This is a genomic window from Paraglaciecola sp. 25GB23A, from assembly GCF_040012495.1.
In the GTDB taxonomy this organism is placed as follows: Bacteria; Pseudomonadota; Gammaproteobacteria; order Enterobacterales; family Alteromonadaceae; genus Paraglaciecola.
The window spans coordinates 35,783-61,568 of sequence record NZ_JBDYKM010000023.1; the positions used below are offsets into that span (position 1 = coordinate 35,783).

Below are 25,786 nucleotides of genomic sequence, written 5' to 3' on the forward strand. Positions count from 1 at the left end.
TTGCTATATTTGGCCAATAAATCACTTATTCAAGCGACTCCTCTCAAGCCCAATGTGTCAATTTGGCAGAGAATTTACTGCTTGGTAGTATTGTCATAACACATACCGTCTTGCAAAAAGACGATATGTGCCTAAAACATTAGGGAGTGTTTTTGCGCTTAGGTAAGAGCTCTTTGCGGCGCAAAACCAAAAATGCTATGCCAAACAAAATCAGCATAATGGTGTGAGGCTCAGGTACATTAGTGTTGGGCGACCAACTATCATCTTCAAATATATCTACCGCAAATCCACCGTTAACATCATCCCAAACCACTGCCCAATCGAACTGCTCGCTTAGGCCAGTAACCAGAAAACTGGTGATACTTAGTAAATCAAAGTTAATAAAATCATTAACAAATGAGAAATCAAAATCTAAACCATTAAGTGGGTTGTAATCAGAGGCAAACATCAATTCAAACTTCGTTGAAGAATCCACAGTAACATCACCGCGAACATCCAACATAGAAAACAAACCTGACTGACTCACATCGATTTCAAGCGTGCCATATAGGTCGAGGTCTTGCATTAAAATCAGACTACCACGGCCTATTTTGCCCTCTGCATTAACAGTCACATCGGCATCCACCATGCCACTTCCACTTAAACTACCTTTGTCGATCGTGACGTTGTTAGCCACCAAGGTGCCATCAACCTGCAGTTGTCCTGCTTTTTGTGTGAGTTCACTCTGGACGGTAAGTGACGATTGAACATTGACGATGCCATTGTTGACTACTTCGTTATCGAGTATTTGCATACCGCCAGCACCGGTTATATCTACCTCACCATTGTTAGTAAACAAATCACCTTTAAGGTCAAAAATTAAGGCTTTACTGCCATCGGCATGAATCTTACCTTGGTTAAGCATGGCTAGTTCATCGACTCTACCCTCACCTTTAAATGTGCCACCGGCAGCAATATTTAATTGCCCGTCAGTCACTACAGACTCAAACGTAACACTACCATCAGGATGAGTAATGGTTTTCAAAGTATTGGCCGTCAGAAGTGCATTGTGCAATACGATTTCGCCGCCGTTTAAAGCGGTAAGTGAAGACGTGTTGATAATTGTGCCGAATAAATTAAATTCTCCGCCATTTGCCACTTCGGTATTAGCGTTGATACTCATGTCAGTAAAATCACTCGAACCTAAGTCGATAATTTTACCATCACCAATGGTTTCTAACCTGCCACCGTTCATGGAGATGTTTTTAATCTCTACCACTGATCCTTCTCTGGCTTGAATTAAAGTGCCACCGCCATTATCAAAATCACCACTGGTTAACAGTAAAATGCCGCCGTTTTCGGCCCGCAAAGTGGCGCGCATCAACTGAGCTGCATCACCTGGATCAAGGGTTAAACGCTGACCATTAACATTGGCTGTGACCGTACCATCAAAGATTTGCAGAGCGATATTATCTAAAGTGCCATAGCCACTTAATACTGAACCATTTCCGACAACATCAATAGCACCACCAAGCACAGTGATGCCTTGTAGTTTCAATTCGCTGTTGGCTCTGGCGGTCAGTAATCCACCAGTGTTTTGTAAGCTATCACCTTGCAGGGCAAGCACACCCGAAGTGACTTCAATTAAACCACTATTACTTGAGCCAGAAGCAAGGTTCATACTTAAGCCAGTAGCATCCGCAGAAATAGTACCTTCGTTGTCGAGCAGCACATTTTGTAAAGCACCATCACCGTTAAGTAGCGTATTTTGGCCTACAGTTACATTACCACCGTTGATGGTGGCAGAATTTAAATGCAGTACATCGCCATATTGCTCACCAGTTTGAATACTACCGCTGTTGGTAATGGTATTGCTCAGGTTAAGCTGGCCACCTGACGCACTAATAACACCACTGTTTTGTATGCTGGTAGTGGCAAGGTTGCCATGGCCGCTTATAGTGCCGCTATTGTCGAGATTAATGACTGTTAAGTCAGCGGCTTGCAGTTTAATTTGACCTTGGTTATTAAGGTCGTTGCTGGCCACAAAATGCTGGCCATTAGCCAATTCCAATGCCGCAGTTGCATTGATGTCTTGCAAAGATTCTTGCAGATTGATGATCTTAGTTGGGCCATCCGTTGGATATTGCGCTTCTAGTTTGGCATAAGCACCACTGAGTTTTACGGTGACATTATCGAGTTTGGTCATACCATCTTCGCCTAAGTCTGTGGTGCTAAAGTTATTCAGCGCAATAGTGGCCTCAGCCGTTTCGCCATAAGCCGCCCAAGTGCCCCCGGTGCCATTAAATACATTGTAGGTATAGCCACCAAAATATAAGTTTGAACCACCCATCACTTCCACTGTGCCGCGGTTAATAAAGGTGCTAGGCACACTATTATCAAGGTTACTAATCGCTAAGTACCCACCGTCGGAACGAATGGTGCCTTCGTTAATCAGTTGTCTTACGCCAGTAGAGGCATCAGTTGTGTGATTTATATAAACTTGCCCATGGCCCTGCACTAAACCGCCAGTTTGGTTTTCAAGGCCTTTAACTGTGGCATTGGCTAAATTAATCGTTCCAGAATTTTGTAGTTTGGTAGAGTCGAACGACGCACCATTGCTGAGGCTTAATGAACCATCTTGCTGGTTATTAAATAACACATAGTTTTCGATTGATTTACCGACTTTAATCTCTGCGGTAGCGCCATCTAAACGAAGATCAGCACTGTTGTTAAAGGTGGTGTAATTACTTGCGGCCGATGCACGGCCAAGATCAATCTGGCCTCCATTGCTCGCTTCCCATTGTCCACCGCTTAAACTGACACTAATACCACTAACCGTTAAATTACTAATATTAGTGTCGCCTTCAGCGAGCAAAATGTCATTTTTTACAAGGCCAGTACCTTCAGCAAATACACGACCATTATTGCTCCAAGCGCTTGTGGTATATAAGGTACCACCAGCTTCTGCGCCCAAATTGCCATTGTTAGTTAGCGAAGTGTTGGCCAAATATAACTCGTCGCCTTGTGCAACAATGGTGCCTTGGTTATCAATGCTAGCAAATCCGACAATTGCCCCATTACCACGAATAGTATGTTCAGCACCATTGACTAAATCGATGCCAGCCCCTGCGGCTCGGATTGCAGCGCCCTCACCCATGCGGTTTACGCTATCCTGCGCCCCCCAAAGGGTAACTGTGCCATCACCTACCAAGGTAAAATCTTTTTTAACTGTTAATGACGATTGATTGGCGATGCCAAAGCTATTAATCACCTTACCTTCATTATCTGAAGAAATAATAATATCGCCATTGTTGACTAGAACATTAGTCTGCTCACTTCCATCTAAAATCAGAGCTTTAACATTGGCAGGAACGCCACTTCCACCGAAGCTGAATACTTCCATACTACCTTCAAGCGCTAGGACACCAGAGGAGCCGGCTTTCCAGGTAACATTATTGATATTTTGCACCAGATAACAGCCAGCCTCAGGATCGTAATATACACACTGAGTATTGTTTTTATCACCTACATAAAACTCACCATTTAAGTTGACGCTATCAAGTATGGCTGAGTTGAAAGCCATAGACCCATAGTTAGTTGTGCTAAGTGTGGTGTAGCCATCACCTTTTATTGAGGAGTCATTGATATTTAAGCGGCTGTTATTGGCGGTGATTGTGCTGTCGTTACTCAGTTCCAGTGCAATATTACTGATAGTAGTGTTACCGCTCAAAGAATTGATTTTAGCGCCTTGTAACTTAACATTAGCGGGCAACGAACCAAGTGAAGTGAGATTGGCCGTATCAGTCAACTGAATAACGCCATCTCCGATAATATCCATACTGCTTAATTTTAGCTGGCCATTGCCCATCAGATTGAGTGTGCTCTTGACAGACTCTAGTTGAATAAAATCGCCACCAACTGACAATACACCGCCATTTTCAATCGAGACAGCACTTGCACCCAAAATACTTAAGGCGCCACTTTGCGCATTATTTGTTACCAGTGCGACAGTGTCCCAGGAGGCATTGTTGTTGTGATTTCGAATCGTCACATCATTAATTAGGGGAACGCTACCACTTTCCCAACTACCAGCGTTATTCCAATTATTCCAACCCGCTTTTAATTCAATATTGTCGGTACTAAATAGAAACTTATTGCCTTTAGTGGGATCAAAGCCCCCTAAAGCAAAGGTGTTATTGAATAACGGAGGAAGCTCGATACTGCCTAAATCAAAGGGTATTGACGCCAATGGACCAAAGTTTTTTGAGCCCATATCAATACCAAACACTTCACCTGAAATGCTGCCTTTGATTAAATCAATGTCAAAGGTGGTATCAATACGCAAGCCGGTTTTATTGGTCAAACTCACATCGATACTATAAATGGGGGTGACACCCAAGTTTTTACCGTCGGTCCAGGTTACATCGATTTGCTGATTTAAATTCAGATTATCAAGGCGCGTCACGCTGCTTAATGGCCCACCACTTACGCCAGCAAATACCGCTTCATCAAAAGCATAGCTGATACCTATCTTGCCAATAGACAAGCTAAAATCTTGAGTTAAGGCTAAAGAAGGTGTGAGGGTTAAATCAATTAAATCCACTGCTGCCGATACACTACCAATACCAAAATCCACATCTGCGGTTACACCTAAAGGCGGCAAGATCCCTAAACTGGTGCCCAGTTGATCCACATCTAAACTGATATCTAAAAAGTTATCTGATCCGCTAGTCGACAACACATTTAATGCGCCACTGGCTCCAACATTGAGACCAGCACCCCCTAAATATTCTTTTTCAATGATATCGGGCAAACGCACATCCACTTCAACTAAGGGCGAACCACCGATACTGACCTTAGGTTTTAAATCAATTGAGACCTTTTTCTTCTTTTTGCCTTCAGGATCATCGGGATCCGTTTCTTCCGTCACTTCAACTACACTGGCTACCGAGTCACCCACGGCAAACAAGGTACTAAAACCATCTAACACTCTTACTTCGCCATCTTTATCCCGATTAAGGGATAACAACTCAAAACTTTCGTCAATATTAAATAAGGTTTTCTTTTTACTGCCACAATCTGTGCTTACCCAAACGTCATAACAACCTGTTGCGGTAACCGAGGCATTAGCTTCAACGATAAAATCAACATAGGTTTGAATAGTCGGCGAGATGGTTTGTAAAAAAGCATTGCTCAACAAGGTGGAGTTAGTGACACCCATGGAAAACGTTTGATTGTCTTGCAACTCATTGAAATCAGGCAAGTCAAAGGTAAATTCAAAAGGCAAACTGGTATTTACTGTACCGCTGTCTATCTCCCAGCCTGTTTCTAAGCCAATTCTGCCACTTGTCGCCGCATCAACCTTTAAACCATTGCTGCCGTAAGTTGCATTACCCACACTAAAAATATTGCCACTTTTGTCCCATTCGGCGCCTAAAAATAAGGGATTATCCAGATTAGAAAAAGCCACAGAACTGCCGGTGCCCCACATACTTTGACCACTGCTTGCCAAGGTAACTTTCTGTGATATTTCAGCCGATAGCGCGCTTGGAATAACCCCAGCACCAAGGGCAAGTGAAATAGATAGAGCTAAAACAGTTTTACATGGCAGGGTTTTAATGGGAAATAGTGATAATGTCTTTGAGTTCATAATAGTCCTTCGAACCTTATTAAGCTTAGGTTGTTCTGAGGCATTAGCGTGCTTGTTGACGGAATTATGGTAGTTTCAGGCAAACTATTGACAATTTAGGGGTGAGAATACTCCTTATAGTGCCAGTATGTAAGTAGCCATTAGTCTGTAGACTACCAACTAAAGTATGGGGTCATAACACACAAGAGTGCAGGCAGCAGAAAGGCTTAAAATCACGTATTGAGCTAATGCCAAGATAGACGAGACTATCGAAATACCTCAATATGTAATGGAACTCATTAACCTAGTAGTATTTTTAAAAAGGACGACGTTTGCACACAGAATCAGATAATCACATTAACGATAAAATTAATACTGAACAGATCAAAATGTTACATGATGCTATTCCATCACTTTTATTGGTAAATGTTCTGGTTGGCCTTGCCTTGGCCTATGGGTTTTGGGATGTCGTCTCTCACCAATCAATCTTAATATGTTTAGCTCTATTGCTCGTAATGGTGATAACACGTGGCGCATTTTTCCTTAGTTATAAAAAATATTTCAAGCCGAGTAATAAAAAGCTTTATCGCCATTCACTTATTATTGGCAGTGCATGCGCGGGTATTATTTGGGGCTTAATTGGTGTTTTATTTCTGCCTACAGGCGAACAAAATTATCAGCTTTTTATTCTCTTGGCCTTGATGGCAATGACAGGGGGGTCGGCGTTCACCTTGGCAATTTATTTACCCTGTTATTTTGCGTATGTGCCTGTCACCTTACTTCCTATCATCATTCAACTTTTCATATTAGGTGAAAAATTTCATATTGCTTTAGCCGTAGCCACTTCCGCGTTCTTTTTGGTGCTTACCTCATTCAATATCAGGGTGAACAAAAACTTTAAAACTTCTTTAACTTTACGTTTCGAAAATTTAGATTTAATAGAGCAACTAAAACAACAAAAAGACGAAGCTGAGAGGGCTAATAGAGCTAAGTCGAAGTTTCTTGCCGCAGCCAGCCATGACCTGCGTCAGCCTTTATACTCTTTGGGTTTATTTACGTCCGTATTAGATGAGTTAATACAATTTCCCAAAGTAAAAAAGGTGGTTGAGCAAATAAACTCATCGGTTAGTGCACTTACCAATCTTTTTGACAAACTATTAGATATATCTCAACTTGATGCTGGTGTGATAGAGGTTAAAAAGCAAGATTTTTGCCTAAAGATAATTTTCGATAAATTGCAGGATAGTTTTGATTCTCAGGCTAGAGAAAAAAATATTACTATTAATTGGCCAGCTAAATATCCAGCAGTACATAGTGAACCCGACTTATTAGAACAAATAATTAGAAACTATCTAACTAATGCCATCAAATATACTCTGAAAGGTGAAATCACGATTGAATGCGAAGTTGATGACAGTGAAGTGAATAAGGGAATGGTAAGCATTCATGTATCAGATTCGGGCATAGGTATTAGTGAAGTCAATCTAGCAGACATTTATGAAGAATTTTACCAAATCAGCAATCCAGAAAGAGATAGAGAAAAAGGGCTCGGGCTTGGTTTGTCCATAGTAAAGCGAACGGCTATGCTGCTTGAGCACGACATTGCCGTCTCATCTGAAGTAGACAAAGGATCTAGATTTTCTATCTTCGTCGATCAATCTCAACTTGTGGTTGATACCCTAGGTTTTACAACAAAAGAAGATAATCACGACATTGCTGATAATTCAGGTCTAATCGTTGTTATTGATGATGAAAAAGGTATTCGAGAGGGCCTTGATAGTATTCTGCAAATTTGGGGTTACAGTGTTATTGTTGCCTGCGACCTTGATGATGCCTTGCTACAACTTAAATCAAGCAACAGATACCCTGACATTATTATTTCTGATTATCGTTTAAAGGAAGGTAAAACAGGGATTGATGCTATTAAGGCAATTCATTCCGCTTACAATAGAAACATACCAGCGCTTATCATTACCGGAGATATTGCAAGTGATAGATTGGTTGAAATGAGTAGCAGTAATTTTCAAGTATTGTTTAAACCCGTGCCACCGATGAAACTCAGGGCATTTTTGCGCAGTGCTCGTGTATAGGCATTCGCAAAAAAGAAAGTTATTTGATGATTTAGCATTTATCTTACTCGATAAATCCCAAGGTTCGGGCCGCCAAAGCAGCCTCAGTACGATTGTTCACCTCCAAACGTTTAAAAATAGCGGTAACATGCATTTTAATAGTGGCCTCAGAAATACCCATTTCTAAGGCTATTTTTTTATTAGAAAACCCTTTGATCATCATAGGTATTATTTCTAGCTGTCTGGGAGTAAACGAGTTTGCTAGTTCTTCATCTTCATCTGGGACATTCATGGCCATTGACTGAGGTACATAAATATCACCGGTCATAATTAAGCGTATCGCACCCAACATTACGTTACTGGTGGTATCTTTAGGAATAAATCCCATCGCTCCGGCCTCAAGAGCACGATTCATGTCACTGCGCTTCTTGGACGCTGATAAAACAACGATTGAAATTAAAGGATAATGTTCTCTGCAAAAGTCTAATACTGAGAAACCATCTTTATCGGGCATATTCAGGTCTAATAAAACCATGTCTATATCAATGTTTGTGTTTAGTTGTGTCACAGCATCATTGAAATTATTGGCCTCCAAAATAGACACGTTATTATCTAACTTTTCCAGCACATAACATAAACCTTCACAAAAAAGCGCATGATCGTCTACAACAAGAATTTTCATCTAATTACGCCTTCACTTTAAGATTATGGTTCAATAAAAAAATAACAAGTTATTAGTTGCTAGTCTACTGGACCTAAACAAATTTAGATTGGATTTATTTAAAGTGGATATGCATGCCTGCTTAAATCCATTGAAAGGCAAGCCCCAAAGGCAATTAGCTATTAAATCCTGAAAACACTCTAAATTCCCGCTCAAAAAACAAGCAGTTGTCGGCAAAATTCATTAACTTTGCTTACATTGGGATAAATAAAGTGGCATATTCGTCAATATGAAATTTATTAAATCAACATTGATAATATAGTAGAAGCTTATAAACCCTAGATGCGGCTTTTGGCTCTATTTATTGCAAAAAGTTTTTGTATTGGCTTAGAAATTTATACAGTCTAATACAGCTAGTAAACCGTTTGATTTTGCCCAAGATTTACTCATGGAATAAACAAGATAATAAGGAAAATACATGACAACGGATAATCTCTATCAAGCCCCTGAAGCCCCCTTACTAAGCCAAGACGAACCAGAAGAGGCCTTGCAGTTGTTTACGACTCAGCGCCGTAAGATGATTATTTTAAGTGTCTGTACTCTAAATATGTACAGCGTTTATTGGTTTTACAAACATTGGACTGCACAGAGGATAAATGGCGGGCGTGACTGCATTCCTGTATTGCGCGCAATTTTTCAGATATTTTTTGTTTTTTCACTATTTTCTACGATTAAATATGACGCTGAGTTTAAAAAACTGGCCGTGGCTTGGAGTGCTGGCTGGTTAGCGGCTTTTTATATTCTTTGCACTATTGCAGGCTCTATAATTGAACGCTTTGGCGACAATACTCAAAACTTGTCAAGTTATAGCTTAATTTCTCTAGTCTGCTATTTACTGCCTATTATCCCTTTGGTTTTGGTACAACAAACGGCAAATGAGCTCAATGGTGATCCCAAAGGGCTAAAAAACGCCACACTCTCTTGGCAAAACTGGATTTTTATTATTCTAGGCATTTTATGGTGGCTACTTGTCATGGTTGGGCTTTTTCTGCCATCAGCTTAATTAAACCAATAACCTCATTTTCGATTTGATAAACATGATAGATAATCGCTTTGCCTTCGAAACACCGGAAGGAACTGACATATTGCTTACCCCAGCAGGGCTGGGCGCGCGTACGATGGCATTTGTAATTGATTTATTGATCCGCGGATGCATTATTGCAGCTGCAGCCACAGTGCTTAATTTAATCGGCGATTTTGGTACCGGTGTTTATTTTCTAATCTTGTTTATTGTTGAATGGTTTTATCCTGTTTTATTCGAAATTTATAAAGGTTCTTCTCCTGGTAAATCGATGTATGGTTTAGTGGTGGTTTATGACAATGGCCTGCCCATAAGTCTGCCAGGCTCATTGTTGCGCAACCTGTTTCGTTCTATCGATATTTTACCTTTTGCCTATCTAACTGGTTTAATTAGCATACTTTGCTCTAAACGATTTAAACGTCTCGGTGATTATGTGGCGGGGACGATGGTGGTGTATCACGAAAAACCGCTTAAAATAGATGAGCTACAACTATCGGCCGCACCAACCCTTGCTTTGAACATGTCTCTTGCTGAGCAACAAGCCGTTATTGCTTTTGCAGAACGTAGCAATCAGTTAAGCCAAGATAGACAACGAGAGTTAGCCAATAATTTAAGTGAATTTTTGGGATGTAAGGATGATGAAGCCATCACCAAACTTAAATCAATGGCCGCAAATTTGTTGGGTAAAGCATGAAACAAGCTGAATTTACCAAACAAAAACAAAACCAGTGGCAATTACTTAAAGAGGTATTGACTGATCCGGAATTGGCCAAAGACCACGATTTACCCAAAATGGTCCGCCAACTGAGCCATGATTTGGCTATTGCTAAAAGTCGCTTATATAGCCCATCTTTAGTTAATTATCTTAACCAACTGATGTTGATGGGCCACCAACAGCTCTACAAACCGACGAATCGCTTTATTGCACCGCTTTGGAAGTTTATCAAATATGATTTGCCACAATCACTCAGCGAATTGCGCCTTTATGTAGTTTGGGCCCATATATTATTTTACGGCGTCAGCATTATCGCTTTTGCAATTACCCTGATTGACCCCGATTTTGTCCGCAATGTGATTAGCAATGCACAGGTGGTCAATATTGAAGAAATGTATGATCCGCTATCTAAGCACTATGCCAAAGAGCGCGAATCTGACAGTGACTTTTTGATGTTCGGTTATTATATTTTCAATAATATTTCTATCGCGTTTCAATCCTTTGTGGGTGGGATTATTTTGGGCTTTGGCGCTTTGTATGTGTTGTTATTTAACGCACTTTATTTAGGCGTAATCAGCGGGCATATTGTAAATATAGACTATGGCTCGACCTTCTTTTCTTTTGTCATTACCCATGGCGCTTTTGAATTAACCGCTATTGTATTATCCGCTGCCGCAGGCAGTGTCATCGGCGTTAATTTGCTGGCGCCTGGTCGTTATTCACGCTTAGATGCTTTAAAAGTATCGGGCAAGAAGGCCCTTCCACTTATGTTTGCGGCATTTCTGATGTTAGTTATTGCTGCGTTTGTTGAGGCATTTTGGTCATCGAGTCAAACCATTCCCCACCTCGTGAAATATGGGGTTGGTGGATTTTGTTGGTTTTGGGTATTGATGTATATTTTTCGCCGAGTGTCACATGAAAATTGATCAATTAGTCATTTCTACTCAAGCGCGCAACAGTTGGAAGTCCTTTGACTTGGGATGCCGAATGGCGATGACTTGGTGGCGCCAACTTTATGGTTTTTTGCTGGTTGTTACCTTTCCAGTGTTTGTCTTATGTCAACTTGTCAGTGTTGAATTTGGCATTTTTATCTTGTGGTGGTGTAAGCCTTTATTTGAACGGGGGCTACTGTATATTTTTAGTCGTCAGGTTTTTGGTCAACAAATCAGCGCCTCAAACGCGATAAAAGCCTGGCCTAGCCAACTTAAACTTAATTGGTTTCAAAGTATCACTTGGCGGCGATTTTCACCCAGCCGAGGCTTTGATCTGGCGGTAACACAACTTGAGCAACTCACTGGCGAAAAACGGGCTTCGCGTTTAGCGGTTTTACACCGAACTGCAGATAATAATAACGCTTGGTGGCTTATTATCTGTGTGCACTGGGAATTATTTATCCTTATGGGACTTTTTGTCTTGATGGATATGCTCGTACCCTCGGGAGTCGAGTTTGACTTTTTTAAGGTACTCAGTAGTGAAACATTGGCTATTGAACTGGGTACCAACTTGTTTACTTACTTAGCGATTTTACTCATTGCTCCCATCTATATTGGTGGCAGTTTTGCTGCTTATCTCAATCGACGTATTATTCTCGAGGGATGGGACATTGAGTTAAGTTTTAAAAAAATACAACAAAATAGTCTGCAGAAATTTGCTTCGGTAATAGTCATGGTCTTCACTTTGGGTCTGAGTTTTAACATGCCTGAAACTGCCGCGCAGCAAAGCGATGAAACATTACAAACCCCAAGCAACACCGAATTTGAGCAAGCAGCCCTATTAGCTCCAGAGGCAGAAAGTATTGAGCGCCATGTAGAGATAAACCAAAACTTACAAGAAGTCTTGCAAGCACCACCTTTTAATCAAAACGAAATGGTAAGGACTTGGCGCTGGACAGGCTGGCAGTGGGAATCCAAAAGTGACGAACAACCCGACCTGAGCGTATTTGCCACAATATTTGCATTTATCGCAAAGTTTTTAGAAGTCATTTTGTGGGTAGTTTTTATCAGCTTATTGCTTTGGTTGTTATGGTTAAGTCGTTTTCGTATAGCGAGTCTAGCTAATATAAAACTCCCGACTAAAACGCTAATAGACATGCCAAGTTTTGGTCAACATCGTACGCATAAAGACCTGCCTAAAGATATCCCCTCTGAGCTAAGGCTACTAATGAGTCAACAGGCATATAGACAAGCCCTGTCGTTAATGTTGGTCAGTAGTTTAATGAATTTACAAGTTCGTAAGCTGATTTCATTAAATAAAGCGATGACTGAGCAGCAATGCTTGACGGCCATCAATCGGTCTCTAGAGGGCGAAAGTAAAGTGTTTATGGTTGAACTTATCAATACTTGGATTCAGCTAGCGTGGGCTCACCGCTGGCCTCAGCCTGAAAAAATGCAGGCACTTTTTGTAACATGGACACAGCTTTATGCTACTCCAACCACAAAGAGTGACGTATGAAGACAGAAAAACTACAACAACTCATTTTATTGCTGCTGACTCTAATTGTCGGCATATATATCGTCGCCAGTGTTGAGTTTTATGATGAAACAAAGGATATGGGTGAGAGTAAAGAAGTGCGTCAACAACCCTATTTAGCGAGTAAATTGTTATTAGAGCGAATGGGGGTTGCTACAACCATAGAAGATGATTATCGCCGCCTATTTAGTGATACGCCTGATGCAGTCATACCGCAATTGGATGAAGCAATTATTTTAGTAGATGCAAACGCAGCGATTTCTCAGCGCTTAGGTGAAGAACTTCTGTCCTGGGTTGAAGGTGGAGGCTATTTAATCACCGCTGTTAATGCCGAAGCATTTCAAGATTCATTTAGGGCAAATGCCCTACTGGAAAAGTTAGGTGTGGGGGTGCATTGGTTAGTTGATGATCAATTAGCCTTAAGTAAGTTCGACCAAAAAGAAAGTATTTTAAATGATCCCAACTCTCATAAAATTGAAGCTGGCTTAGAGAGTTCTTATCGAATCACCTTGCCTGAAGATAGCGACATTTTTTATACAGTAAGTAATGAAGATGGCTATACCCTAATACAATTAGAACACGGCGAAGGCCTAATCACTTTTGTGACTGAAACCTTTATCTGGAATAACCAGCAATTAGCTCAACATGATAATGCGATATTATTAGTGAGCTTTTTGGAAAATATGTCTCATGTCTATGTATTTAATCCTAAAGAGCAAGCCCATTGGTTTATTTTGTTATATCACTATGCGGCAGAATTTGTTTGGTTGTTAGCTTTATTGATAGCCTTCAGCTTATGGCAACTAGCCAGTCGTTTTGGACCGACGATGTCCTTATTCGAAACCACACAGTCCTACTTTACTCAACACATTAAAGTGGCTGGTGACCATTATTGGGAACAAGGCAATCAACATCTTCTGCTAGCCGAAGTTAGAAATCATATTTTATTGATGGTTGGCAACAAGTGGCCAGGTGCTAAGGGCGCTGAAGCACAAAAAATCATTCTGCTATTACAAGAGCTTTCAGGCTGGTCCCCAGACACAATCAATAAACTTATGTTTGCAGATAATACGCTTAATCAAAGCCAATTTACTCAATGTATGAAAGGCTTACAACAACTCAGGAAAATGCTATGAGTGATTTAATATTGGACACTGAAGCGGTCGAATTGTGTCAGAAAAAAATAAAACTGCTACAAAGTAATGTGAGCCAACTATTGGTGGGTCAAGATGAAGTTCTTGAACAAATCATTATAGTGCTATTAGCCGGAGGACATGTTTTGTTAGAAGGTGTTCCCGGTTTGGGTAAAACGCTAATGATCAGGGCCCTAGCTGAATCCATTGATATTGATTATAAACGTGTACAGTTTACTCCAGATTTAATGCCAGCTGATGTAACTGGCCACTCGATGCTAAACATGTCGAGCGGAAAATTTGAAATCAGAAAAGGGCCAGCATTTACTCATTTACTGTTAGCTGACGAAATTAACCGTGCACCAGCTAAGACCCAAGCGGCTTTACTGGAAGTGATGCAAGAATATCAAATTACTATCGATGGCCAGAGCTATGCTCTTGATTTACCTTTTATGGTCATGGCGACTCAAAACCCGATTGACAATGAAGGTACTTACCCTTTGCCTGAGGCGGAACTTGACCGCTTTATGATGAAAGTCCAAGTCAATTACCCGTCATTTACAGACGAGATCAGTTTGACCCTTGCAAATACTACTAGTATTTCTCAATCAATCAAAAAGCCCTTGGCTAAAGTCTTGGATATTCAAGACATTCAATATTTAAGACAAGCAGCGGCGCAAGTCATTGTTGATGAAAAAATCGTTGAATATGCGGTTAGCATAGTGCGAGCCTCAAGAGAATGGAACGGTATCGCCCATGGCGCCGGCGTCCGAGCAAGTATTGCCTTAATTCAAACAGCCAAGGTGAAGGCACTAATGCAAGGCTATGACTTTGTTATGCCTGAGCAAATACAAAACATGGTGCTACCTGTTTTGCGTCATCGGATTATTTTGTCAGCAGAACAAGAGATATCGGGTGGCAGTATTGAGCAAGTGCTCACTGATATCATTAATAAAGTGCCTGTACCCAGACAATGATTAGAAACGGCTTTCGCCCATCCAGGCAATTATTACGGCACTTAGCGTGGCTCTGTGCATGGGCCTTGGTTTTGCCAGGCCTTGGTCAATGGTTTGAAATCCCCCAGTTACAACTCCTACCCTGGGTCGCTTTTGTGGTGTTATTGCTAATTAGCACAATTGATTGCTTATTTAGTCGTATTCAGCCAAAACTCAGTGCTGAGCGGACAGCTCCAAACAATCTGTCTATTTATGTTGAGCAACTTATTAGCCTTAAAGTAAGCAGCCATGCAGTAAGAGCATATGAATTTGAGCTTGAAGAGCACATTCCCAGCACTTGGAGTTTAGTTAAAAAACCTGAAGATTGTTTGTTGCAAGCGGGACAGGATATAACTCTGAGCTACAAGGTATTACCACAAAAACGCGGTCTAGCAGAAATTTTGGCCAGTGAGTTTAGAATTCGTTCGCAATTAGGCTATTGGCAATTCAACTGGTTGATTGAAAATAAACAAGAGATAAAGGTCTATCCTAACTTCAGTGTATTAAGTGATATGGCAGGCTTAAATGGCAGCGTAAACTTAAGCCAAGCGGGACTAAAGAAGATAAACCTGCGTGGCAGTGGTATGGATTTTCGTCAACTACGGGAATACCGCGAAGGGGAAAGTCTAAAACAAATTGATTGGCGGGCGACCAGCCGATTTAACAAACTTATATCCAAAGAGTTTCAAGAAGAAAAAAATCAACATGTAATTATTATGCTCGATGCGGGTAGACGAATGTTAGTTCAAGATGAGCACATGAGTTATTTTGATCATGCCCTTAATTCGCTAATTTTACTTGCCCATACTGCCCTTAAAAATGGCGACAAATTAAGTTTTCAAAGTTTCGGCAGTGACACCCGTTGGCTTGGCAACATGAAGGGCATACAAAGTGTTAGCAAAATAATGCATCACTTCTATGATTTATACCCTCATAAGATAGCCAGTGATTATTTACAAGCAGCCGAAAACCTATTGAGTAAACAGCCTAAGCGCTCATTAATTTTATTGGTAAGTTGTTTGCGCGACGAGGACTTTTCAGACCTTTTTGCCGCCGTAAAATTATTACAAAGAGTGCATCTAGTCGCAATTATCACAATTACTGAACCTATTTATCAACAGATAAACGACCAAGAAATTAAAGATTTTGAGCAAGCCTTATTATATAGCTCCGCGCAATTACTTAAGCGCTCAATCAACAACAATATCCAGCGCCTTAAAAAGTCTGGCGTCATTTGTATTAATTGCCCTGCAGGACAGCTTAACGCCAATATCATTAATACCTACTTAGGAGTTAAACGGGCAGGACTGCTTTAATTCACACATTATATTTTCGCTGTCAAACACAACTCAGTATCGACACTCAATGTGTAATTAAACGACTATCTCGGTCAATACAAAATGGATTAAAGAAAAGTTCAGATAGGCTGGTTTGATAGATGATATTTTAAACAAATTTCATACAGGCACTAGGCCCAACGAAACACAAAATGTTCGATAATATTCAAGGCTCTTGAATATTATCGAACTAGTAAGGTCACAAATTAAAACTGCATTATCCTGCCTATAAAATTATCGTGAAAGAATCACGTTTAACTCAATTTCACAGCCTGCAGGGTTGCCATCAGACGTGTAGGTGTCGGTCAACAAACTGTTGAAATCAAATGTGGTATAAGACTGTTGACTGATTTCTGCAAAACTCACTGTTCTTGAGAAACGTTTAGTACAACCTGAGTCAAATTGACTTACCGCACCTGCCGAACCAATTGGGCAAGAAGTAAGGCTTTCCTGATCATCAACTTTCATCAAGATACCCGACAACTGAATGTTTTCGCCTTTACGTACAACAAACGTCTGCTGCCCATAAAGCTGCTGATTTTTAAGTTGTTGATATAACATTCTGCCTGTTTTAGACAATTCGAAGAAACGTTTGCCATTAGCAGATTTAATCGATGCACTAGTAGTAACCGTTTGATTTTGCGCATCTGGACGAACCAACTTATCAATAATCTGACGAGATGCTGCTAAGTCAAGAGCCATCGCAATCAATTCCTGCGTTGTTTTGCCCAGCGCATCTTCTAAAAATAAACGAGAGTGAGGAGCATAATTAGTATCGCCCGTGTCCAATGCAACGATATCTCTAAATAACCTCAGTTCCGAGCCTTGCACACTACCGTAGTAAGGTTGATCAGGTAGGTATGAGTCAACTGGCGCAAAAGTATTGTCTAATTCGATTTCGCGATTAAGAGAAATGAAACTTGAACGGGTTGGATCTCGTTCTATACCGATACATGCAAAGGAGCCATTTCCTAATGGACGTCTAAAATATCCCTCGGGGATCACCTTTTTCTCAGTGTCGCTGGGTGTTGTCCATCTAAATGAAATATTTGACGGACCACCTTGGTCGTACAACTTAAGTTTAATGGTGTGCCATCCTTCGGTTAAAGTTTTAAGCTCGCCGCTGGCCTCTAGGGCACCATGGTCTCCCCATATTTGCTCATCAGTGGCTGTTGTACCGTTTAACATAGTCAACACCTGCTCTGTTGTATCTATAGTCAAGCGCACCCCATCATCAGAAACAATATAGAAGCTATAATCCCCAGTAGCAGGAATGTATATGTCACCACTCCAAGTAACCACAAAGTTATCCCAAAGTCCTTTAAAGCCACCCCACCCAAAATTGATATTGGCATTTGAACTGTAACCAGGGTCACCTAATTCAACATCAAAATTGTCTTGGCAGCCCAATTCTTCGCGCAAAGTATCGTGCGGACATTCCTTAGCTTGCTGTCTAAGACCATAAACTGATGCGGCAGATGTAGGAACCTCTCCCGCATTTAATCCAATTAAGGAATTTGAGCTAACTAAAGAGTAATGACCTGCAGCTGTTGGCCTTACTGTGCCTTCGGGCGTATAAGCAAATTCGTCAGAACTGGAAACCAAGTGATTACCTTTTTCAATACCGTCATCTCCGTTGGCATATAACCACCACAATACATTGGTTGCTGTTGGACACGGTATAGCATTACCCTGATCATCAATTTGTTCGCCTCCAATTGTACAGCTATCGAGATTGGCAAGGTACAAGGATTCATAATTAACAGTCACCAGTGCATCTTCCTGTAAAGGGTTAGTAAGACTATTTGGAACCATTTCAGCATTATCAGATGTGCCATCACCATCAGTATCGACATCAGTTGCATCAGTGATAAAACCAAAAACACCACTTGCTTCATCATAGTCCGTTAGACCGTCACCGTCTGAGTCAGCATTATTTGGATCTGTTAGAATAAGGTCGCCTGGATATAGTTCACCCACTAATGTCACCTTATAACCGGTTACGACTTCCGCATAGTCACTTAAAGTATCACCATCACTATCCGATAAAACAGGGTCGGTATTGATTGCATCTGGGTTGATGACTAGGTTAAAACCAGTAAATAATTGCGCTATTTTAGCGTAATCGTAAACGCTGAAATTGACTTTAGTACCATCCATAGCCTCTCTGGTGACGGAGCGAAATTCTTCATAATCATCCAGACCATCATAATCAGTGTCGCTATTATTTGGGTTTGAGCCAATATCACGTTCAACATAATCAGGTAATCCGTCGTAGTCAGAATCTGCAACAACAGAGCTAGGACGTACTAATACACCTAAGGCATTATTGACCGATACAATCCAGCCTCGAGCTTCTTGCATATCAGAGAGGCCATCAAAGTCACTATCTTTGAACTGCTCGCTATCATCTACGGTTGGGTCAGCACCAATAGCCACTTCAAAACCGTCTGGTATAGAGTCTCTATCGGTATCACGTCTCAGCGGGTCGGTAGTGACTATATGGCCATAAAGTTTTATGTCCTGACCACTTGCCACTGGCAACCAAGGTTCAACGTATTTAGTTGGATCTAAACCTACTGGGCTGCCTGCGGTATTCCACACAGCCGCTGCGTATGGGTCTAGAACAAGATTGTCTGTTGCGTAAACAACAATATTGTTGCCCGGAGCGGGATTTGAGACGTAATTGTAGGTACTCAAATCTATACTGTTTAATTGTCTATCAGGGCCGGCGGCTAAATACCACTCAGGGACCGTTGCATCACTGCCTTGAGGCTCGGTCTCTAAAATACCATTTGGGCCTGCCGTGATGATTACATCACCAATTTGAGTGCGACTGCCGAGGAAAATTCGCTGAATGTCATCACCCTGTGCTACGGTTTCGACAATTCCCCACCTGATACCGCTGCTATCACATACTTTATTAGCGCCAACTACTGTGTAGTTACATTCTGTTTCACCGGTTTCAACAATTGACATTCCAGCAGCAAAACCAAATAACTCGTCACCATCATTGACTCTGTCAGCATCTGTATCACTCAAAAGAGGGTCTGTGGCCGGCAGAATAAGACTAGAATTACTGTATTCATCAAGAGCACTAATATCTGTATCTATAATACCGTTATCGCCGGGTAAAATACCGACCGTAGCAAACATTAAAGCGCGGTTGAAGCTGTTCTCATCGGGTATTCCATCATTGTTATCATCACTTAAAGCAATAAATGCATAAACATCATCACCGCTAACGAGACTATCTAATTTACCATTCTTACCAACAATAATGGCACTGGCATCAGCTTTTGAAACAACTTGCGAAACACATAACGAGTCACTTCGTGGGTCATCTACTGTGCAGAACTCACGTAAATCTTGTTCCTGGATGTCCCACAAACCATCGTTATCTGAATCTTCAGTCGCAGGGCTTGAAAAGACACGTTTTAATTCTCCATTACGGCTAATCAACCAACCCAATTTAGCTTCAACTAAATCACTAATACCATCTCGGTCACTGTCCATTGAATCTGGCAAGCCATCTCCAATACCAACGTCAGTATAATCTCCAAGTGATTTCTTCAAATAACGATTATTAATGACCTTTGGTACAAACTCATCGTTTTTGTATATATCAGCACTGCTGTCGGTTGAACCAAATAGAAACTCTTCATGAGCAAACAAACCGTCTTTATCAAGATCTTGTAAGAATGCTAAACGAATTGACTGGCCTGCTTTTAAGGTAATCTTATCAAAATCGACAGATGTAGGCATATCCCCTTCGATACGCGCAAACCAATTAGCACCATAATCGCCATTTCGGAAGGTTTTTACACGAACTAATCCTGAAGGACCATTACAAGCGCAATTGTTGGTATCTGTTGCACAATATTCCCCAACTAAGCTTTGATCTAATGACGTTATCGAACACGTTTTTTGTAATTCATAGCCACTGATAAATTCCTGCTCATCACCAACGCTTTGAATAGAGTCCAGCACTCCATTGTCACCGGGACCGATAACTAGAGTTCGAGGCGCGACACCTGTTGTACCAAAGGGCACCAATTGCACGTCATCTCCCTGTGCATGGGTATCGACCTTTTTATTCACACCAGCAATGATGCCTGTGTATACGTTGTCATTCAGTTTCAAATCGCCATATCCTGGAACAGAACTTAGTACACCGTCTGCACCAACAGTTATTCTGCCATTTACTAAGACGTCATCTCCAGCAATAATCGAATTAAGTGCGCCGTCACTACCGGCATCAATATAGTCTGCTGCGGTATCATGTTTGGCGAGACCTAATACAGATTCAAGCAAATAGCCTAAGGGCAAACCTTTAGTTTTGCCTTTATCATCAAATCCACCTAAGTAGATTTTATTGTCGAGCACACCGTTGCTCGCTGCTTGGTAATTTTCATTTCCAAGCTCGCCGAAATCAAAACTAATACCCACTGTTCTGTCATGAACCAATTGACTACTAAAAGCAAAGTTACGCTCATATTCGTCAGCAATATCATAATTTACCACTTTGAACACTAAGCTTTTAGGGTCGCGCATTAACGCTTCAATCACGGAAGGATAAACATCGTTATTAGCAAATATAAATGGTCCTTTACTGCCATCAAATGGACCTATATTAACCTCTAAATCATTACCAGTAATTAAGGTAGAATCAGCAATTAAAGTAGCAATAGGCAAATAACGAGATGGGTTTTGAGGATCGACTTGTAACACTGATATTTCTAAATTTTTAACGGTAAAAGCTACATCCCCTTTATTTTGTACAATAATATTTGCACTAATTCTTGCCGCTGTAAGCTCACGGGTCACTTCCTGACCTTTAGCTTGCTCATTAAATTTAACTAACGAATTTTCCAATGCTTGCTGAGACTCGCGTGCACTTGCTGTATCTATCTGGGTATTAGTTCCTGTTTTAGTTTCGCTTCCACCACCCAAACCAACCTCAACGAAAAGTCGGTTAAATAGTGAAAAGCCTATTTCGGCTCCAAATGTAGTAGTTACTTCCGGGGTAGTTGCGGCTCCATCATCAGTTTGAGCATCACGAATACCAAAGCCTACATCCCAATTAAACGAACTGACGTTTTCACTAAAAGTCGTAGTACTATTTGCGAAAGAGGTATTTTGTGAATTACTAAGAGACGCACTGGTACTAGACTCGCTACTAACCGTTTGTCCATCGCTATTCACATAGGTATACCGTTCATCGATTTTTAAATTAATACCATTTACTTTGATATCTAAGGCAGGCATATCAGCCACTTTGGGATCACGATTTAAAGACGTTAGCTCCTCATCATCAGTAAATTGATCACCATCGGTATCAGCAAGCAGAGGAGACGTTAGGAAGAAAGTATGTTCTGCTCCGTCCGGTAACGAATCGCCATCGGTGTCTTGCTCTGCAGGCGCGCTGTATATAACGTTCCACTCGATATAATCGCTCAAACCATCGGCGTCGGTATCAGGTGAACGGGGATCCATACCAAATGCCCACTCTTCACCGTCCGATAAACCATCTTGGTCGGTATCTTTAGTGGTAGGGTCACTGGTGACTTCACGAAGAATAGTTTCACCACTAACTAGCCTAATCATCACGGTCGTGCCGCGCAATTCTTCATTATCTGCCAGACCATCACTATCACTGTCGACTAAACCAGAAACTGAATCACCACTATCTATCAGACCATTGTTGTTAGCATCGTCCCAATTGTCGACAGAACCATCTTGGTCTTTATCTATGAGTACTAGCGCATTGCCATCAACAATAACGGTGTCACCACCATCAATAATGCCATTGTCATCATTATCAATAAGTTGGTAATTACCGGTGGCTAAAGACCAATACTGGGCGATAGGAGGAGAGCCAGGGAAAACAGCACTTCTCGGGTCATAGTTAGGGTTAAAAGTGCCATCTTGGGTAGCCAGTGGATTGCCCTGTTTATCTTTAACATTCACCACAGTTGCACGGTAAGTGACTTCGTTTTGCGATGTTGTTTTAACATTGACTGCGGTGTGAGTGGCATCAAACCATTCTACTGCCATGGTAAATACGGTACCTACTTCGCCATTTACGTTTTCTTGAGTGAATACATAATTGCCTGGTAACAGCGCACTGTCGCCCATTACTGAACTAAAACTGATTGTCACAGCCGTATTACTGGTCGAAATAGCGCCAACCACTTTTGGCAACTTGGTTGGATCAGAAACACTTGTTGCACCTTCATAATAAGCTTCAATGCTATTGGCAGTAGCCAAAATAATATTGCCACTGGTGTCGGTAACACCATCCGTTATTTGCACATAATAAGTAGTGCCATCAACCAAGGTTTCGGTAGTTAAAGAAACCTGAGTATGACTGGGATTCAACTCTGCACCTAAAACTTGGACTTTTCCGTTAGCACAAGTTCCATTGACATCAAACGGTTGGGTACAGACTCGATAGTAAAGTGGGTTTGCCGCACCTGCGTTGACTTCTTCACTGAAGGTCAAGGTAATGCTATTGGTACTGGTAAAGGTAATATTGGCTACACCTGGTGCAACTTTATCGGCCAGTAACAGACCAAACGAACCAGAAGACAGTGTAGGCTCCATATTATTATGCGGCAGAGGCATTGCCTGGTCAGTTACCTGCACACTGACGTCGACCTTATGAGGAACTCGTGGGGCAATATTGTCTACTGTTAGTAGTACCTGTGTATCTGACTCAACTAGCTGTGCTGAAAGTACAGGTAAACTACTCAACGAGCTTAAAGTACAGGTTTGAAACTCTGGACAAAAGGTTATGGTGTAGAGATTGGGAGCAGCGGCTGACGCATCAAGTGGTTCACTAAAATATAAACGTACTCTGTTACTCGATTCAGCTATCGATGCAATAAGATAAGGCTTTTGAGTATCTTTAACGTCAAAGCCAACAAACAAAGATGGCACTGGCGGATTGGCCATTAACAAACCTTCTGCGCTGTGCATGTTGCTGGCTACGAGTTTATAATCTATACGTGCTTGGGGTGTGGTAGTCAAAATAACGTGCCAGCGATCATCACCAAAAACGGCATTGATGATATCTAACGACGGGTTTTCCACACGATAATTACTGAAAGTTAAAGCGTCAACATCCATTCTTTCAGTAAAGGTGACCAGTAAGTGGGTATTGTCAGTGGCTATTGTGCTAGCAATGGCTGGCGCACTGAGTCCACTACCAATAAACTTAGCAACAGTAGGAGTTGCTATTATATTTCCAGGTGCAGGTGAAGCACGATCAGTCACATCAGAAACTGACAAATAGTAACTAACGCCACTATCTTGTGGACCTGTGGCGATAGAAACCTGCGTATTAAATCCGACCAATTCACTGGAAACAACACTTAGCTGGTTTAATTCAGGGCATGCGCCGCTGTTGTCAAAAGCAACAGAACATATACGATAGTGTAGTGGTGCTGAAGCGGTATCCCATAGTGGCTCGCTGAAAGTTGCAATGATACTTGTATGAGATGTTGAAACAACGCTAAGGAGTAGAGGTGCTGTGACATCGGTGGGTGCAATACCAAAAAAGTATCCACCACTGCGATCGGGGTGAATGAGCTTGCTGCCCGCTTTAGTTATAATATTGGTAATCTGCAACACATATTGAATATTACTCATTGGAGTTGTAGTTAAGGTAATTCTGCGGGGATCCTGTCTACTGACTGATGCTGCAGTGACTTCAATTCGGCCCTCTTCAACATTTGGTACACTTCCGTTAGGAGCCAAAATTCTATAAGCAGTTACCAATTCAGCGACACTTGATTCCATGTCACGATCCATAGTGACTAACACCGAGGTATTTGACATAGCGGTAACTGACATAACAAAAGGTTCTGGCCCTGTGCTACCAATAAAGTTGTCGGCGTTAGTAAAAGTGATAATCGGGTCTACCTTCGTTGTCTTTGAGGCAGAACTGGACATTGCTTTGGCTTGCGTACTTGAACCTTGTGAATTCAACACTATGGTGTAAAGGATTGGGTCCTGGGCCTCTGTTTGTAATACAGCACCTAAACCGTCTGCATAAATTGATAACTTTTCTACCTCTAGTTTTTGGCCTGCTCCAGAAACTATACTGATATCACTTGCTTTGAGCAGCTCTGAGGTAACAACCTTGTCAAAGGTGAATTCTATAAAATGCTGACTGAGGGATTGTGTATTGGTTACTTGCGGCGGGGTTTCTGTCACCACTTCTGTGGGTGGTGCTGTAACAACTGGTGGTGTGGTGACAGCAGAAGGCGTGTCACCACCGCTCCCTCCGCAAGCACTTAGAAACAAAGCTGTAAGTAAAATAGTGCACTGTGCATGCATCTTAATCATGAGTAAATCCCTCTAATAACAGTACGACCAAACCAACAGTTAACTGGTTGGTTTGGCGTTCGAGTATTCCTTCACACAACACGAAGAAGCTTTTGTTAATAACTTAACGTAGAAAAGGGGTTCTTAGCGATACAATATAGGTAATAGAATTTCTTTGTCCAGTTATAGACTGTATTATTTTTAAACAAATTATGGGGTTAGAGAAGTTAACTTCTCTAATTAATAGTGCTTACATCTCCTCATATCAGAAATATCATTATCAAAAAGTGGTTTTAATTGAAAGTAGAGCAAGGCAAAACATTTTGTATTTTGAGATAGGGTACCGAAGGGAAGAATAGATATTTATTAATCTAGATAAAGAAGTGGTACTGAAGAGGGTAAATTGAGCTTACCGTGCTAATTCAGCCGAGTCTTTTTTCGGTGAATTAGCGCAAGGTGAGTCGAACTGTCTGCATGACGTGTCGCTCACCTAGCCTATCTTGTGCTCTTGCTCGAAACTCGTCGCTAGCAGCTCGCAGCTCTTGCTCGCAACTATCTGTCTTTAAAACGAAAAAAGCCCAACTCATCGAGTCGGGCTTTGTTCTTAATGGGAGCCTGCGGGGCAGGCCTTCCTGCGGTGTGCTACTCTCACATGGGGAGACCCCACACTACCATCGCCGCTAATGCGTTTCACTTCTGAGTTCGGAATGGGATCAGGTGGTACCGCATCGCTATGGCCCCCGTGCTAATTCAGCCGAGTCTCTTTTCGGTGAATTAGCGCAAGTTGAGTTCAACTGTCTAAGTGACGTGTCGCTCACCTAGCCTATCTTTTGCTGTTGCTCGAAACTCGTCGCTCGAAGCTCGAAGCTCAAAACAATCTACCTCTAAAACGAAAAAAGCCCAACTCATTGAGTCGGGCTTGTTTCTTAATGGGAGCCTGGCGGTGTGCTACTCTCACATGGGGAGACCCCACACTACCATCGCCGCTAATGCGTTTCACTTCTGAGTTCGGAATGGGATCAGGTGGTACCGCATCGCTATGGCCGCCAGGCATAAACTGGTGCTGATTTACCCGCGTCTTTTTGCGGTAAATCGGCGCAAGGTGAGTTCAACTGTCTAAGTGACCTGTCGTCTTCATCTTGCTTTAAAATCTTAACTTTCTAGAAAGCTGATGCACTTACGTGCTGTAATCGACGCTAAGAAGCCCTTAGTCTTACTCTGTCTGTCTTTGCTCTTCCTCGCGGCTCGACGCTCGCAACTCGAAGCTAATTTATACTTGTCTACATACTCGTCAACTTGTTGCGTATTACCGCTAAAGTTACTTGGGCGTTGTATGGTTAAGCCTCACGGGCAATTAGTACAGGTTAGCTTAATACATTGCTGCACT

Annotated in this window: 11 protein-coding genes and 2 rRNA genes; 8 read left to right on the forward strand and 5 right to left on the reverse strand. The window is 41.6% G+C overall.

Annotated features, from left to right (window positions below; genetic code table 11):
- Positions 1-139: 139 nt before the first annotated feature.
- The gene (locus ABKW31_RS19310; protein WP_348618232.1) at positions 140-5,629 is read right to left on the reverse strand and encodes a PEP-CTERM sorting domain-containing protein; all 5,490 of its coding nucleotides are present in this window, start codon (positions 5,627-5,629) and stop codon (positions 140-142) included.
- 311 nt (positions 5,630-5,940) lie between these two features.
- Here ABKW31_RS19310 and ABKW31_RS19315 point away from each other — a divergent pair, with 311 nt between their 5' ends.
- Complete coding sequence (locus ABKW31_RS19315) at positions 5,941-7,698, forward strand: ATP-binding protein (protein ID WP_348618233.1); 1,758 nt, start codon at positions 5,941-5,943, stop codon at positions 7,696-7,698.
- 43 nt (positions 7,699-7,741) lie between these two features.
- On the opposite strand, the gene ABKW31_RS19320 is transcribed toward ABKW31_RS19315, so the two are convergent.
- Entirely contained in the window at positions 7,742-8,359 is a 618-nt protein-coding gene (locus ABKW31_RS19320) for a response regulator transcription factor (RefSeq protein ID WP_348618234.1), read from the reverse strand.
- A 457-nt stretch (positions 8,360-8,816) separates the two neighbouring features.
- Between ABKW31_RS19320 and ABKW31_RS19325 the strand changes: the two genes are divergently transcribed.
- The 7 genes from ABKW31_RS19325 (at position 8,817) to ABKW31_RS19355 (ending at position 16,047) form a co-directional block, all read left to right on the forward strand.
- On the forward strand, positions 8,817-9,401 hold the full coding sequence (locus ABKW31_RS19325; RefSeq protein ID WP_348618235.1) for a hypothetical protein: 585 nt from the start codon (positions 8,817-8,819) through the stop codon (positions 9,399-9,401).
- Between the two features lie 34 nt (positions 9,402-9,435).
- Positions 9,436-10,113, forward strand: a complete 678-nt coding sequence (locus ABKW31_RS19330; RefSeq protein ID WP_348618236.1) for an RDD family protein — start codon at positions 9,436-9,438, stop codon at positions 10,111-10,113.
- Positions 10,110-11,060, forward strand: coding sequence for a stage II sporulation protein M (locus tag ABKW31_RS19335; RefSeq protein ID WP_348618237.1), 951 nt, complete (start codon positions 10,110-10,112; stop codon positions 11,058-11,060). The genes ABKW31_RS19330 and ABKW31_RS19335 overlap by 4 nt, the downstream gene beginning before the upstream one ends.
- Complete coding sequence (locus ABKW31_RS19340; RefSeq protein WP_348618238.1) at positions 11,050-12,585, forward strand: hypothetical protein; 1,536 nt, start codon at positions 11,050-11,052, stop codon at positions 12,583-12,585. Before ABKW31_RS19335 ends, ABKW31_RS19340 begins: the two co-directional genes overlap by 11 nt.
- Entirely contained in the window at positions 12,582-13,739 is a 1,158-nt protein-coding gene (locus ABKW31_RS19345; RefSeq protein ID WP_348618239.1) for a DUF4350 domain-containing protein, read from the forward strand. Before ABKW31_RS19340 ends, ABKW31_RS19345 begins: the two co-directional genes overlap by 4 nt.
- Positions 13,736-14,713, forward strand: coding sequence for a MoxR family ATPase (locus tag ABKW31_RS19350; RefSeq protein ID WP_348618240.1), 978 nt, complete (start codon positions 13,736-13,738; stop codon positions 14,711-14,713). The genes ABKW31_RS19345 and ABKW31_RS19350 overlap by 4 nt, the downstream gene beginning before the upstream one ends.
- A 71-nt stretch (positions 14,714-14,784) precedes the next feature.
- Positions 14,785-16,047: a DUF58 domain-containing protein gene (locus ABKW31_RS19355; protein WP_348618241.1), complete on the forward strand. Its 1,263-nt coding sequence runs from the start codon at positions 14,785-14,787 to the stop codon at positions 16,045-16,047.
- A 255-nt stretch (positions 16,048-16,302) separates the two neighbouring features.
- Here ABKW31_RS19355 and ABKW31_RS19360 read toward each other — a convergent pair whose 3' ends face one another.
- The 3 genes from ABKW31_RS19360 to rrf (ABKW31_RS19370) all read right to left on the reverse strand — a co-directional run bounded on the left by ABKW31_RS19360 (position 16,303) and on the right by rrf (ABKW31_RS19370) (position 25,450).
- Positions 16,303-24,420, reverse strand: a complete 8,118-nt coding sequence (locus ABKW31_RS19360) for a PA14 domain-containing protein (RefSeq protein WP_348618242.1) — start codon at positions 24,418-24,420, stop codon at positions 16,303-16,305.
- A 608-nt stretch (positions 24,421-25,028) separates the two neighbouring features.
- Positions 25,029-25,144 (reverse strand): 5S ribosomal RNA (rrf, locus tag ABKW31_RS19365).
- 190 nt (positions 25,145-25,334) lie between these two features.
- Positions 25,335-25,450, reverse strand: a 5S ribosomal RNA gene (gene rrf, locus ABKW31_RS19370).
- Positions 25,451-25,786 lie beyond the last annotated feature (336 nt).

Bases quoted from the DNA above. Each gene is read 5' to 3' on its own strand.
- ABKW31_RS19340 (WP_348618238.1), top strand. From the start codon at position 11,050: ATGAAAATTGATCAATTAGTCATTTCTACTCAAGCGCGCAACAGTTGG.
- ABKW31_RS19310 (WP_348618232.1), bottom strand. From the start codon at position 5,629: ATGAACTCAAAGACATTATCACTATTTCCCATTAAAACCCTGCCATGT.
- ABKW31_RS19350 (WP_348618240.1), top strand. From the start codon at position 13,736: ATGAGTGATTTAATATTGGACACTGAAGCGGTCGAATTGTGTCAGAAA.
- ABKW31_RS19330 (WP_348618236.1), top strand. From the start codon at position 9,436: ATGATAGATAATCGCTTTGCCTTCGAAACACCGGAAGGAACTGACATA.
- ABKW31_RS19335 (WP_348618237.1), top strand. From the start codon at position 10,110: ATGAAACAAGCTGAATTTACCAAACAAAAACAAAACCAGTGGCAATTA.
- ABKW31_RS19325 (WP_348618235.1), top strand. From the start codon at position 8,817: ATGACAACGGATAATCTCTATCAAGCCCCTGAAGCCCCCTTACTAAGC.
- ABKW31_RS19360 (WP_348618242.1), bottom strand. From the start codon at position 24,420: ATGATTAAGATGCATGCACAGTGCACTATTTTACTTACAGCTTTGTTT.
- ABKW31_RS19345 (WP_348618239.1), top strand. From the start codon at position 12,582: ATGAAGACAGAAAAACTACAACAACTCATTTTATTGCTGCTGACTCTA.
- ABKW31_RS19320 (WP_348618234.1), bottom strand. From the start codon at position 8,359: ATGAAAATTCTTGTTGTAGACGATCATGCGCTTTTTTGTGAAGGTTTA.